We start from the raw sequence: 13,993 nt of genomic DNA on the forward strand, positions 1-13,993 counted from the left end.
AATCTCCTGATTTTCTTTTTTGGAAAATAGTCTGTTACCGGACTAATATTAACATGTTAATTTCACATATGTCAAGTATTTTAAACTCAACACAAAAAAGGACCCGATTATAATTTCTTTCTGCGAGCATACTAACATAAGAAAAATGATTTGGTGTAAGGAAAAACTACATCAGCAGAGAAAGGGTTGGGAGAGAAGAATGAAATTTGATGCAGTATATTATGAAGAGGACAGCCTATCTTATCCATTGGGAATGCAGTTAAAGGAGCAGTTTCGCAACCTGCCCTGGATTCCGATTCAGAGTCATAATTCCATCCGGGAAATGCAGGAAAAACCGAATTCTGAGTTCGGACGTATGAAGCGGAATCTGATTGTGGGTATCCGAAAGACTCATAAATATGTTGAAAATCATAAGATATCAGACTACCTGGTGCCTTATACATCCTCTGGCTGTACGGCGATGTGTCTGTATTGCTATCTTGTGTGTAATTATAACAAATGCGCGTATCTGCGGCTGTTTGTCAACCGGGAGCAGATGTTGGGCCGTCTTATCAAGCAGGGGACAAAATGTGGGAAGGAGCTGACGTATGAAATCGGCAGCAACAGTGACCTGGTATTGGAAAATACGATTACTGAGAATCTGCTTTACACCATTCCAAGGTTTGCGCAGGAAGGGATAGGAAAGCTCACATTTCCAACAAAATTTCATATGGTAGACTCTCTTTTAGATCTTCCGCATCAAGGGAAGGTCATTTTCCGTATGAGTGTGAATCCCCAGCCGATCATCGAAAAAATTGAATTGGGGACTTCTAATCTGCGCCAGCGTATCGAGGCGGTCAATCAGATGTGTGAGGCAGGATATCCCTGCGGACTCTTGATTGCACCTGTGATTCTGATAGATGGGTGGAAGGAGATGTATACACAGCTTTTGGAGGAATTGGAGGCGGGGTTAAGTCAAAAAATGAAGAGCCAGATGTTCCTGGAAATCATTTTGATGACTTATTCATACGTACATCGGGCGATTAACAGTGAGGCATTCCCGCAATCCGTAGAACTTTACGATAAAGAACGAATGACTGGACGGGGCCGGGGAAAATACTGTTATCGGAATGAGGCAAGGGCAGAAGCGGAAATATATCTTAGGGGGGAGATTAAGAGGATATTGGGAAATGTGGAGATTGTTTATATAAGTTGATATACAAAATAATGTAAAATATGCATAAAAAATAAAATGTAAAACTGTGACAATTGACAAATTTGTTAATTAAGTACAACACTTATACTTAATTAGTTGACAAAATGGGATTGCAATTGTATGATGAACTTAGCTTCAAAAAGACATTAAAAAAATTTGTGGTGAAAGTGAGATGGTAAAGGTTTGAAAGTTTTATTAGTAGGAGAGAGCTGGGTATCGAGAGGTGAGAATGCCGTGGGACTGGACGTGATTGGCATGAGTTCTTATACAGAAGCCGCGGGTAGTTTCATGGAAAAGTCAGGCAGATATGGAATAGACTTCACATATATTCCAGGATATCGTGCATCTGTTGATTTCCCGATGACAGAGGAACAGATGAGCCAATATCAAGTAATCATCATCAGTGACATTGGCAGTAACTCCCTTTTGTTACATCCAAAGGTGCAGAACAATTGTGAACGAATTCCTAACAGATTAAGAGAATTATCAAGCTATGTAAAGCACGGCGGTGGATTACTCATGTGTGGTGGTTATATGGGATTTTCCGGTTTCATGGGAAAGGCTGGATTTGGAATCACACCGCTTGCGAAGGTCCTGCCGGTCAGCCTTCTCAACTATGACGACCGGATTGAGGAACCTTCTGGAGTTGTTCCGCAGATAAAAGTGAAGGAACATCCGATCTTGGAGGGCGTGAAGGCAGACTGGCCGTATTTCCTGGGTTATAACAGTCTGAAAGCAAAAGAGGGAGCCGTTGAAATCGCAAGTGTAAATGAGAATGATGCTTTTATTACGGTATGGGATTATGGAAAAGGACGTGCTGGGATATTTGCGAGTGATATCGCACCACATTGGGCGCCTCCTGCATTTTTAGATTGGGAATCTTACGGATTATTTTTTGCAAATTATCTGAAATGGCTTGGGCATGAGATATAGGAGGGGCATGAAATGGGATACGATAGTAGTTATGCAAAGTATATGGATCATACAGTTTTAAAAGCGGACACAACAAAGGAAACATTAAAAAGGTTCTGTGATGAGGCGAAAGAGTATGGGTTTGCCAGTGTCTGTGTAAATCCTGGAAATGTTCCTTATGTGGCAGAGCAGTTAAAAGGCAGCAAAGTCATCACATGCAGTGTGGTCGGATTTCCTCTTGGTGCCAATACTACATATATGAAAGCCATGGAAGCTATGGAGGCCGTGAAAAATGGGGCCGAAGAAGTGGATATGGTCATTCATGTGGGTGCATTAAAGGACAAAGATTATGATTATGTGAAAAAAGACATAGAGGCAGTCGTCCAGGCAGCACATCCACAGGCAGAGGTAAAGGTGATTATTGAGACCTGTCTGCTCACAGATGAAGAGAAGGTGACCGCATGTGAATTGGCGAAGGCGGCGGGTGCAGATTTCGTAAAGACATCAACCGGATTTGGCAGTGGAGGAGCGACCGTAGAAGATATCCGTTTAATGAAAAAAACGGTAGGCGATATGAAGGTCAAGGCATCTACAGGTATTAATAACCGGAAGATATGCGATGAGATGCTCGCTGCAGGAGCATGCAGGATGGGAACAAGTAAAGGAATCTATATCGTAAAAGATGAAGAGCCAGGATTATGATAGAACGAATCTGATATTACGGAGGAAGAAAGTATGAAAAAACAGATAAAAAAAGTAGTTGGGTTGATTTTGGCAGCAACGTTAGTTTTTGGTATGACAGGATGCAGCATGGATGGCGGCACGAAAAAGAGTGAAGATAAGAAAACCGAGAGTAAAAGTGATGACAAAGCAGGGAAAAAGATCGGACTATCACTGTGGGCATATGACAGCCAATATTGGACAGAGGTAAGAGACGGTGCACAGGAGAAATGTGATGAATTAGGCTATGAATTGGTGATTGCTGATCCGAACAATGTGCCATCCCAACAGGTATCTGATATCGAGAACTTTATTACAATGGGAGTAGATGCAATCATCGTAGCCGCAATCGATCCTCAGTCTGTTTCAGGAGTATTGAAGGAGGCAAGAGATGCAGGAATTAAAGTGGTTGCACAGTCCATAGAAGTCAATGAGGATGAATGTGATGTCTATTCTTCTGCTGATGAATACCAGATGGGTGAGATGACAGGAGAAGGGGCCGGAAAATGGATTGTGGAGAACTTTGGGGATGAAGAGGTCGAATGTGCCGTATTGAATTATGACTCTAATCCATCCTGCATTCCGCGTGGAGATGGTATGGAGGAAGGAATCACAAAGGCAGCTCCAAAAGCCAAGGTCGTAGCAAGGCAGGATGCCAGCACGATTTCTGACGGTCAGTCCGTAACCGATTCCCTGCTTCAGGCAAATCCGAACTTAAAGGTAATCGTATGTCAGAATGATGCGATTGCATTAGGTGCTTATTCTGCAGTACAGGCAGCAGGAAAAGATACCGATGATTTTTATATTGGAGGAATCGATAATACAGACGAAGGAAGACAGGCAATCGCGAAAGGCGGTGCATTCCGTGCAACTCTGGATATTATTGCAAGGGACAATGGCTACCAGGATGTGGAAATCTGTGAAAAGTTAATCAATGGAGAAAAAATGGATTGGAGATACGTGATCGAGCCTAAATTAGTGACCTACGATGATGTGAAAGAGGAAAGCAAATAGTAAGAGGTGGCAGGATGCAAGATAATTTACTGGTAATGAAAGATATCGTGAAAACTTACAGCGGGACTGTAGCACTGAATCATATGCAGCTTACTGTGAGGCGGGGAACGGTGCACGCTTTACTGGGAGAAAATGGTGCAGGAAAATCCACTTTGATTAAAACACTGGCCGGGGCGATACGCCCCGACAGTGGAACAATCGAATATGAGGGACAAACGTATCAGGGATTCGAGCCGAAACAGGCTCTGGAGCTTGGAATCGGGGTCGTGTACCAGGAATTTAATCTGGTTCCGTATCTGACGGTCGCCGATAATATGTTCCTGGGAAATGAACCAGTAAAAGGAATCCATTTAAATCGTAAACAGTATTACAAAAAGGCAAAGGAGATTTTTGAAATGCTGGGTGTTGACGTTGATGTCAAGGCACAGGTCAAAAATCTGCCTGTAGCATATCAGCAAATGGTAGAGATCGCAAAAACAGCGTCGAAACAGGTGAAGCTTTTGATTTTAGATGAGCCTACAGCGGCGCTGTCTGATTCAGAAGTAAATGCATTGTTCCAGCTTATTCGCAGATTAAAAAAACAGGGAGTATCTATCATTTACATTTCACACCGTATGGAAGAACTGGATGAGATCGCAGATGATGTGACGATCCTGCGGGATGGGGAATATGTAGAGACCCTCCCGATCGGTTCTTGCACAAGAGAACAGCTCATTGCCAAAATGGTGGGCAGGGAATTAGGAAAACAGTTCCCACAGGGACATTTTGGTACGGATAAAGTAGTGCTGAAGGTGGAGCACCTACAGAATTCTTATGTAAAAGACGTCAGTTTTGAGCTCCATGAAGGAGAAATCCTGGGATTCGGCGGCTTGGTAGGAGCAGGTCGAACAGAGGTTGCCAGAGCAATCTTTGGCGCAGATTATGCGACTGGGAAGATTGAAGTAATGGGAAAGGTGGTAACGATCCGAAGTCCGAGAGAGGCAATCCAAAACGGGATAGCATTTATTACAGAGAACAGAAAAACAGAAGGACTGATTTTAAAAAGAAGTATCCGGGAGAATATAACGATCAGTTCCCTGGATAAAGTAATCAGACATAAACCGACGATCCATAAAAAAGAGGAGATCAAGCTTGCACAGGAATATGCGGATAAGTTGAAAACGAAATGTGCAGGACTGGAATATCTTGTGTCGAGTCTCTCAGGAGGAAATCAGCAGAAGGTGGTACTTGCAAAATGGCTTCTTACAGATTCAAAGATTATCATTTTTGATGAACCTACCAGAGGAATCGATATCGGAGTCAAACAGGAAATCTATCAGATTATGAAGGATCTGGCAAAGCAGGGCATCTCAATTATTATGATTTCATCAGAAATGCCGGAATTGATAGGGATATCCGACCGAATCATTATCATGCGGCATGGTAAGATTGCCGGCGAAGTGAACAGCGAGGACTGCACACAGGAACAGATTTTGGATATTGCTTTACATGAGGACTAGGTTGAAAGGAGCATTTATGAAAAAGAGAAAAGGCGAGGTGTTCCAGAAATATGGAACTGCTGTAATCTTGGTATTATTATTTGTATTTTTTGCATTCAGGACAGAGACCTTCCTGTCTGTCAGTAACATCTGGAATATGCTTAGGCAGACAGCCGTTACAGGTATTATTTCACTTGGCATGACGATGGCAATGCTGACAAGTGGTATTGATCTTTCTGTCAGTGCGGTGGTCGCGATTTCCTCTGTCACATGCAGCATGTGTATGGTGAATTTAAAACTGAACATGTGGGCGGCGATTCTGATTGCACTGCTGGCTGGACTGGCAGCAGGCTTTGTGAATGGACTATTCATAACATACATAAAGATACCGCCGCTGATCGCCACACTCGGTACACAGACAGCAATCCGCGGACTTGCATATATCATGACGGGCGGTTATACCGTGTATGGCTTTCCAAAAGCCTTTGATTTTATTGGAAAAGGGTATATTGCCGGGATACCGGTACCTGTTATTCTGCTGATCGTGGTGCTGGTCATTGGATGGTATGTAATCAATAAGACAAAATTTGGTCGTTATCTATATGCCATCGGAGGAAATAATGAGGCGTCCAGACTTTCCGGAATCAATGTGAACAGACGGCTTGTGATGACTTATGCAATTTCAGGCGGGCTGGCAGCACTTGCAGGAATTATTGAGCTGTCAAGGCTCAGCTCAGGACAGCCGAATGCAGGAGAAGGATATGAGATGTCTGCCATTACAGCAGTCGTATTAGGCGGTATCAGTGTCTCTGGAGGCGAAGGCAAGTTCAGCGGAGTCGTGTTCGGTATCCTGATTATGGGGATTCTGTCCAGTGGTCTGATCATGATGAATGTTTCTACCTATTATCAGCAGTTGATTAAGGGATTAGTGCTTCTCTTTGCAGTCAGCATTGATCAGATTTTAAAGTTAAATCTGCTGTCAAGAAGCAGCCGTGTCCGTTCTTAGGGCAAGAAAGGAGTAGTCTATGCTTTCAGAGAGATTAAAGAAAATAAAAGCCAGAGTTTTTGATCTGGAATTTCATGATCCGAATACCTGGCATTTTGCAGATGTTAATATTTTGAATGATGAGAATAAAGAGGAACCCTTAGTAGTAAGAAAAGGGCTGTCCTCTAAGTTTTTAGGAGAAAAACTGCCGGTCGTAATCAAACCAGATGAACTGATCGTGGGGAATCCTAATATGAATAGTGTGGGATTTGGTTCCGTAGTACCCAAATATGCGACCCCCGAGGAGGAGGCGTACGGTGCAAAATATAAATTGAATGAAAAATCAATCTGGGGACATCATCCACCGTATTGGGAGAAAGTGTTGAATATAGGCTTTAAAGGAATTATGGAAGAGATTGAAGAAGCCATCTTAAGACAGTATGAATCAGAAGATACAGATATGAAAGCCATCGCAGAATATCGGGCAATGCTGGCAGGGATAGAGGGAGTCCTGATCTTTGCGCAGAGACATGCACAGGAAGCTTTGAAGAAGAGTGCAGCAGAAAAAGATCCGGTGAGAAGAAAAGAACTTTTTCAGATTTATAAGAACTGCAGCAGGGTACCGTATTTTCCAGCCGAAACGTTGTGGGAAGCGCTTCAGGCATACTGGTTCACCTACTGCCTGGTAAACAGCGGAGGAGAGTTCGTGCCGCTGGGGCGTGTGGACCAGAATGTTTATCCGTTCTATAAGGCAGACATCGAGTCAGGAAGAATGACAAAGGAAGAAGCCAGGGATTTATTAGGCTCATTTCTGGCTAAATGCAATGAAAGAGTCTGTACAGACACCAAGAAATGTGAGAATCACTATGACTTTGGTGTATTTTCACAGGGAGTTCCGCCAGAGTTCGCTAATGATATGGAGGAGACCGGGGGACATGAAAGTGGGAGCTATGACAGCAGAAGTCTGATGTGGAAAGAAGAGGATGATCCATACAGTGAGAATAACTTTAATTTTGGACAGTCTGCAAATGACTGGCTGATGAACATGGTCATCGGAGGATTGCGGCCGGATGGGGAGGATGGAACGAATGAGGTGTCCTATGAACTCTTAAATCTTAGATTCGAGATGGATTTTGTCATGCCTACGTTATCTGCGAGAGTATCACAAAAGACACCGGAAAGTTTCTGGAAGACATTATCCGAATGCTTAAAGCACAGTCAGGGCGAACCGGCGATTTATAATGATGACTTAATTATACCTGGTTTTGTTGAAATCGGAGTTCCGATTGAAGATGCGAGGAATTATACCAATGATGGCTGCTGGGAATGTCTGATTCCGGGAAAGAGTCATTTCAGCTATGCACATGTACAGAATCTACGCTGTCTGGAATGGGTACTGACCAGAGGGAAGACACTCTTGACTGGGGACCAGGAAGGCATTGACACCGGAGAATTATCTCAATATAAGGACTTTGAGAGCTTCTATAGGGCTTATTGTGAGCAGGTAAACTCACAGATTGATCTGCAGGTAGAGAAGAGACTTGAAAATCTGGGACTGTCCTGTGCAGTCGCACCGGACCCACTGATGTCCTCTATTTTTGAGAATTGCATTCAAGAGGGCAGAGATCTGACGGACCGGGCAATTGTTCCATATACCTTCCATCTCGTCTTAATTACAGGGCTTTCCGATACCGTAGATTCGCTGACCGCTATCAAAAAATTAGTGTTCGACGACCAGACGGCCACCCTAGAAGAATTCCGGGATGCAGTGATCCACAACTGGGAAGGGTATGAGGAACTGTTACATAAAGTCAGAACACAGTGTCCAAAATATGGAAATGATGATGATTATGCAGATGAGATACTTTTACGTGTAATCCGTGATTTCGAGGATCATATTACACAATGGAGAGAAAAACAGAACGAAATCATGGTTCCATGCGGGATTGGGACCTTTGAGAATTATGCTGCACTTGGTTGGAACTTAAGCGCAAGTCCAGATGGAAGAAAGGCTAGAGAGGCTTTGGCACCGAATTTCGCGCCGACACCAGGGATGGATATCAAGGGCCCGACGGCAGTCATCAAGAGTGCTACAAAACCAGAATTGTTGAAATATTACTGCGGTTGTCCCCTTGATATTTCCTTGAATGCGAATGACTTTTTAGGAGAAGTCGGAACCATGAGGATGACAGGCATCCTCAAATCCTTCTGCCAACTGGGCGGCTGTATTGCAACGATTACCACATGTGATATCGAGGAATTAAAAGATGCCAGGATTCACCCAGAAAAGCATCGGAATCTGATGGTCAGAATGGGAGGGCTGTCAGCATACTTTATTGCAATGTCACCGGCACAGCAGGAAAACATTATACAGAGATTCTCAAAAGGAGCCTTGATCAAGTGAGTAAAGTATATATTTCTAATATTCAGAAATTCTGCGTATATGACGGACCAGGGATTAGGACAGTGGTATTCTTCATGGGATGTCCTCTGCGGTGCAGATGGTGTCAGAATCCAGAGAACTTTTATAACGCTCCAAAGGTGATGTTCGATGAATCAAAATGTTCCCGGTGTGGTATCTGTATTGAAAAATGCAGGAATCATGCAATTAGCAGAGGAAAGGCAGGAGAAATCCTATTGGACCGTCGACTTTGTAATGCATGTGGAGAATGTACGTTGTTCTGTCAGCAGCAGGCCAGGGAGGTATGCGGAAAGGAACTATCTGTAGAGGAAGTATTTGAAGAAGTGATGAAGGATGAGGTATTCTTTCAAAATACAGGAGGCGGCATAACATTAAGTGGAGGGGAATGTACCATGTTCCCGGAATATGCCTTAGAGCTGCTTAAAAAGGCAAAGGCACGGGGAATCCATACAGCGGTTGAAACCTGTGGATTCTGCGAGCCGGAGGCGTTGTCAGCGATTGAAAAGGATGTGGATCTGTTTTTATACGATATAAAACTGATCACGCCCTCCCTGCACAAGAAATGGACAGGGCAGGAAAATGAAAAAATAAAGTTGAACCTGGAGCACTTGATTCATAACAAAAGGGCGGTTGTAATTAGGATTCCCCTAATTGCAGGAGTTAACGATGGAGAGGAATTCCAAAAGATTCTGGATTATCTTAAGAACTTTCCAACGATCAAGGATATCCATATCCTTCCATTTCATCAATTGGGTTCCTCGAAATACAGACTTTCGGGACATGAGTATGAGATGGCGGATTGGAAGGAGTGCTCCGAAGAGGTGGTAGAGAAATGCAGGCAGAAGGCAGAGGATGAAGGATTCAAAGTAAATGTGGGAGGCTGGAACTTGTAAATAAATCTTTGGAAGTATATAATTAAAACGTGGAATAAATTACCAGGAGCGTATGTGATGTTAAAGAATACGAACATAGTAAAGATGGCCAATCAGGCATTGGTACTAGATTCAATCAAAAAAAATAAGAAGATTACAACAGAAGAGATCATCAACCAGACACGGCTGAGCCGTACGACAGTTCTGACTATGATGAAAGAGCTTTCTCAGCAGAAGCTGATTGAGAAAAGAGGGAATGTCAGGCAGTCAGTGGGACGCCAGCCAATCTTATATTCTTTGAGCAGAGATGTATATTACGCAATTGGGATTGATATTGACGTTGCACCGATCTATATGGCAATCTCCAGACTGGATGGCACGATCGCATATTCCAGACAGTGGGATGTGTCAGAGAATGCTGATGGCAGAGAGATTAAGGATTCCATTATCGAGCATGTAAGTAAAGCATTTGTTGAGGCAAAGGTCAGTCGAGACAAGATTATCGGGATGGGAATCGGACTTCCGGGCGTCATGAACCTACAGCAGAATATTGCTGAAAAAATTAGCCGTATACGTGGGTGGGAGAATTATGACATTGCCAAAGAGCTGGGAGATGTGTTCGATTTTCCGATTTATGTGAGGAATGATACCCACCTGCTTGGGCATATGGAAATCGAGTCGGAAAACGAAAACATGCTGTATATCCTTCACCGTTCTGGAATTGGTATGGCTCCGATCATTAATGGAGAGGTCTACGAAGGAATCTTCGGAAATGCGGGCTATATCGGACATACCAGAATTGGTGCCCAGGGCAGAATCTGTAACTGTGGATTGAAGGACTGTCTGGAGGTCTATTGTTCCAAGAGAAGCATCGAAAAGTCTTATGAGGAGAAGACCGGCAGCCATCTGGGGTATGATGCATTGGTCCTGGCGGCTAAGAATGGCGATTTGGATGCCTGTGATATCTTTCGGAAGGCTGGGAATTATTTTGGAATAGGGATCACTAATGCAATCAAGACTTACGATATATTAAATGTTGTGATCGGAGACCTTAGGTGCAGTGAAGACCACATTTTCTTTCAGAGTATTCAAGAGAGCGTAGCGGAGAATTCCGTGAACTTTAGCGTGAAACAGCCAACTGTAAGGCTGAGCAGCCATAAGAAGGATGAATATGGCATGGGAGCCTGCCAGTTTGTACTGGAAAAATTCTTTGAACAACCTAAATTCCATACGAACATAAGTGAAAATGGCGGTGAATGGGTTGAAACAATGTAAATATAATGTGGGAATTGATATAGGAGGAACGAAGGTCAATATTGGGATTTTTCATAAAACGGGCGAGATTGTGGATAAAGTGAAGATTGCGTCCCAGCAAAGTGAAGATATTGAGACTTTTATAGATCGGGTCGGTTCGGAACTAAAACGGCTGGCCGAAAATTGTAATATTCATATTGACGAGATTGATTTTATCGGAATAGGAGTTCCGGGAACAGTTGATATGAGACATGGTATCGTAGAATACTGCCCGAATTTATTTTGGGACATGATACCGCTTAAAGAGTATTTTCAGACTATCTTTTTAAAACAGGAAATTATGGTGATTCAGGATTCCTGGGCAGGGGCTTTGGCAGAACATGAATTTGGAGCCGGGATAGGGTATGCAGATATGGCGTGTATTACTCTGGGGACAGGAATCGGCGGCGGAATTATCGTGAATAACAGGATTTTTGCAGGAGCTATGCACTGTGCTGGTGAGATTGGGCATATTATTATTGAGAAGGATGGACGAAGCTGCAATTGCGGGAATAGAGGATGTCTTGAAAAATATGCATCCGGGAATGGAATATATGACCAGGCGATGGAACTCTTTCCTGAGAGATTAGAAGGGATGAGAGATGGAGCGGAGTCAGTGTTCGAACTTGCATATCAGGGATACGAACCAGCGCTTGAGCTGATCGAGCAGAGCGTACAGATGTTAGCCATGGGATTGGCCAATCTGGTGGGGATTTTATCGACAGAGGCAATTATCATCAGCGGAGGCTTATGTGAGCATGAGGAATTGATTTTAAAGCCGCTGCAGAAATATATCCTGGAGTATGGTTATCATTCCTGGACACGTCAGAACAGACTTGCAGTCAAACAGGCAAAGCTTGGAAGCGACGCACCGATGATAGGGGCAGCTTTCCTATATAAAGGGACAGGAATCTAAGAGATACAAGAAGGATTAAATAAAAATCACCCAGTCAACAACAATTTATTTGTTGGCTGGGTAATTTTATATATAGGAAACTTTATTCAGCAGTCGGTTCTGCCCCGGTGAATCCGATTCCACGTGCAGCTTCTTTCGCAGCTTTACGCGCGGCTTTCCGGTCCTCTGCTTTTGAGATACAGATGGCGCAGTTCGCATCACCGGTGATGTTGACTACGGTACGTCCCATATCGAGGATTCGGTCGATTCCTGCGATGAGAGCGATTCCTTCCAGCGGAAGTCCTGCGCTCTGGAGCACCATGGAGAGCATGATGACACCGGAGCCCGGAACACCAGCGGTTCCTACGGATGCAAGTGTGGCAGTGAGGACTACCATGATCTGCTGTGTGAGGGATAAGTGGATTCCGAATACGTTGGCGATAAAGATGGCACATACGCCCTGGTAAATGGAGGTTCCGTTCATGTTGATCGTAGCGCCAAGAGGCAGTACGAAGCTGGTAATTTCTTTTTTAGCGCCGAGCTTTTGCGTACATTCAATGTTCAACGGCAATGCTCCCACTGAGCTGGATGAGGAGAAGGCCATGGTCATTGCAGGCATCATTTCTTTGAAAAATTTTACGGGCGACATCCTTGCAAGTCCTTTTGTTGTAGCAGAAAACACGACTGCCATGTGGAAAATGTAAGCAAGGTAAATCACAACGATCAGCTTTAATAAAGGCAGCAGCACGGATGGACCGTTTTCCGCAACAACGGGGAGCAGAAGGGCAAACACACCGATCGGGGAAAGTTTGATGATAATTCCCATGATCTGGAGGCATACTTCTGTCATGCTGTCAATGAGTCTTCCGAGAGGCTCTCCCTTTTCCCCGGCCAGGATGATTCCAAAACCAAAGAATAAAGCCAGCACGATGACTTGCAGCATGGTAGCAGAAACAAGAGGTTCCACCGCGTTTGACGGGAAAATGTTCAATAAGGTATCCATAAAGCTAGGTGTTTCTACGGTCTCAAAAGTCAGGCTTTCGCTAGCAAAGTGGAATCCTGTTCCGACCTTGCTCACATTTGCAAAAATCATCCCCAGTGTTACTGCAACAGCGGTCGTCACTAAATAAAAGGATACACTTTTCAGTCCGACGGACCCGACCTTTCGAATATCCTTCATGGAAATAACACCACTGATAATAGAGCAGAGTACTACAGGTACAACGATCATTTTAATCAGGTTCAAAAACAGGGTCCCGAATGGCTTGATGTATTCAATGGCAAATTCTGGATTCTTCTGGAATGGGATTCCTCCAAGAATTCCAAGCACCATACCAAGCATAATCAGGACCGGCAGTGATAATTTCAGCTTTTTCATATCATAGTCTCCCTTCAATTGTTCAAAAGTTTTACGTTCGTTCATCTCTCTGTCATCTATCTTAGTAATAACCTACAAAAAACTACAAAAATATTCTCGGAAAATATAAAAAGTTTACATTCTTATCTGGGGTGGCGTTGTAATCTGCCTCCTCGTTTTTTGACGAAATAAGTGTAGTACGTAAGAAAATCTTCTGGATATCTCATGAAGATTAGATGTTGTATGAGGAACGAGAAAAAAGAAAAATCACTTTAAAATCATATTTTGCGAGAAATTGATGTCTCAGGAAAATATTACGCTGTACCCCAGAAAATACGCATATTTTAAGTAAAAATGGAAAATATTTCATGCATTTTGCATTAAAAAATGCATTTTCAATCTCACGCTATAGACTATTTTTTACAAAAGTGATATACTCTACTATAGTATGAATTAGAAGAATTTTTAAGTGGAATTTAGAGGAAATGGGGAATGGATATGTTTATTGTGCCAATTACAAAGATGCCGGGAGTAGAATCTTTAGAGAAGATTTCCGGTGCGGGGGAGGAACAGGGCCGAGTATCCGGCAGGAACTTTGAGCGTGTCCTGGAAGATACGATGAAGCAGATGGAGGAGGCACAAGAGGCTTCCAATGAGGCGGATGAACTTCTTGCATCCGGGGGGATAGATGATCTTCACACCGCCATGATCAAGGCAGAGCAGAGTACGGCAGCGGTAGAATTTACGACACAGTTGACCAGCAGAGTCGTGAATGCATACAACCAGATCATGAATATGCAGGTTTAGCGAAAGCACTGCAGCATACATAGGCCGGTTTACGGCAGATACA

General features: G+C 43.5%; 12 protein-coding genes. 11 read left to right on the forward strand and 1 reads right to left on the reverse strand.

Annotated elements, in window-relative coordinates; all coding sequences use genetic code 11:
* Nucleotides 1-199: 199 nt before the first annotated feature.
* The 10 genes from HGO97_RS20245 (at nt 200) to HGO97_RS20290 (ending at nt 11,807) form a co-directional block, all read left to right on the forward strand.
* Nucleotides 200-1,195, forward strand: a complete 996-nt coding sequence (locus tag HGO97_RS20245; RefSeq protein ID WP_216244715.1) for an SPL family radical SAM protein — start codon at nt 200-202, stop codon at nt 1,193-1,195.
* 183 nt (nt 1,196-1,378) lie between these two features.
* On the forward strand, nt 1,379-2,128 hold the full coding sequence (locus HGO97_RS20250; RefSeq protein ID WP_216244716.1) for a glutamine amidotransferase: 750 nt from the start codon (nt 1,379-1,381) through the stop codon (nt 2,126-2,128).
* A gap of 12 nt (nt 2,129-2,140) precedes the next feature.
* Nucleotides 2,141-2,809 (forward strand): deoxyribose-phosphate aldolase, encoded by a 669-nt coding sequence (gene deoC, locus HGO97_RS20255; protein WP_216244718.1) that lies wholly within the window; start codon nt 2,141-2,143, stop codon nt 2,807-2,809.
* Nucleotides 2,810-2,842: 33 nt separating this feature from the next.
* Nucleotides 2,843-3,841 carry a sugar ABC transporter substrate-binding protein gene (locus tag HGO97_RS20260; protein ID WP_216244720.1) on the forward strand — a complete coding sequence of 333 codons (999 nt, stop codon included), beginning with the start codon at nt 2,843-2,845 and terminating at the stop codon, nt 3,839-3,841.
* Between the two features lie 14 nt (nt 3,842-3,855).
* Nucleotides 3,856-5,340: a sugar ABC transporter ATP-binding protein gene (locus tag HGO97_RS20265; protein WP_216244721.1), complete on the forward strand. Its 1,485-nt coding sequence runs from the start codon at nt 3,856-3,858 to the stop codon at nt 5,338-5,340.
* Between the two features lie 16 nt (nt 5,341-5,356).
* Nucleotides 5,357-6,325, forward strand: a complete 969-nt coding sequence (locus tag HGO97_RS20270) for an ABC transporter permease (protein WP_216244722.1) — start codon at nt 5,357-5,359, stop codon at nt 6,323-6,325.
* A 19-nt stretch (nt 6,326-6,344) separates the two neighbouring features.
* Nucleotides 6,345-8,708, forward strand: coding sequence for a pyruvate formate lyase family protein (locus HGO97_RS20275; RefSeq protein WP_216244724.1), 2,364 nt, complete (start codon nt 6,345-6,347; stop codon nt 8,706-8,708).
* Complete coding sequence (locus tag HGO97_RS20280) at nt 8,705-9,619, forward strand: glycyl-radical enzyme activating protein (RefSeq protein ID WP_216244726.1); 915 nt, start codon at nt 8,705-8,707, stop codon at nt 9,617-9,619. The genes HGO97_RS20275 and HGO97_RS20280 overlap by 4 nt, the downstream gene beginning before the upstream one ends.
* A gap of 57 nt (nt 9,620-9,676) precedes the next feature.
* A complete protein-coding gene (locus HGO97_RS20285; RefSeq protein ID WP_216244728.1) occupies nt 9,677-10,873 on the forward strand; it encodes an ROK family protein in 1,197 nt (398 codons plus the stop codon).
* A complete protein-coding gene (locus HGO97_RS20290) occupies nt 10,860-11,807 on the forward strand; it encodes an ROK family protein (RefSeq protein ID WP_216244730.1) in 948 nt (315 codons plus the stop codon). The genes HGO97_RS20285 and HGO97_RS20290 overlap by 14 nt, the downstream gene beginning before the upstream one ends.
* 82 nt (nt 11,808-11,889) lie before the next feature.
* Here the strand turns inward: HGO97_RS20290 and HGO97_RS20295 are convergent, their stop codons facing one another.
* Nucleotides 11,890-13,164 (reverse strand): dicarboxylate/amino acid:cation symporter, encoded by a 1,275-nt coding sequence (locus tag HGO97_RS20295; protein WP_216244731.1) that lies wholly within the window; start codon nt 13,162-13,164, stop codon nt 11,890-11,892.
* A 471-nt stretch (nt 13,165-13,635) separates the two neighbouring features.
* Between HGO97_RS20295 and HGO97_RS20300 the strand changes: the two genes are divergently transcribed.
* Nucleotides 13,636-13,950 carry a flagellar hook-basal body complex protein FliE gene (locus HGO97_RS20300; protein ID WP_246597638.1) on the forward strand — a complete coding sequence of 105 codons (315 nt, stop codon included), beginning with the start codon at nt 13,636-13,638 and terminating at the stop codon, nt 13,948-13,950.
* Nucleotides 13,951-13,993: the final 43 nt, after the last annotated feature.

It is taken from the genome of Faecalicatena faecalis (genome assembly GCF_012524165.2).
Lineage (GTDB): Bacteria > Bacillota > Clostridia > Lachnospirales > Lachnospiraceae > Faecalicatena_A > Faecalicatena_A faecalis.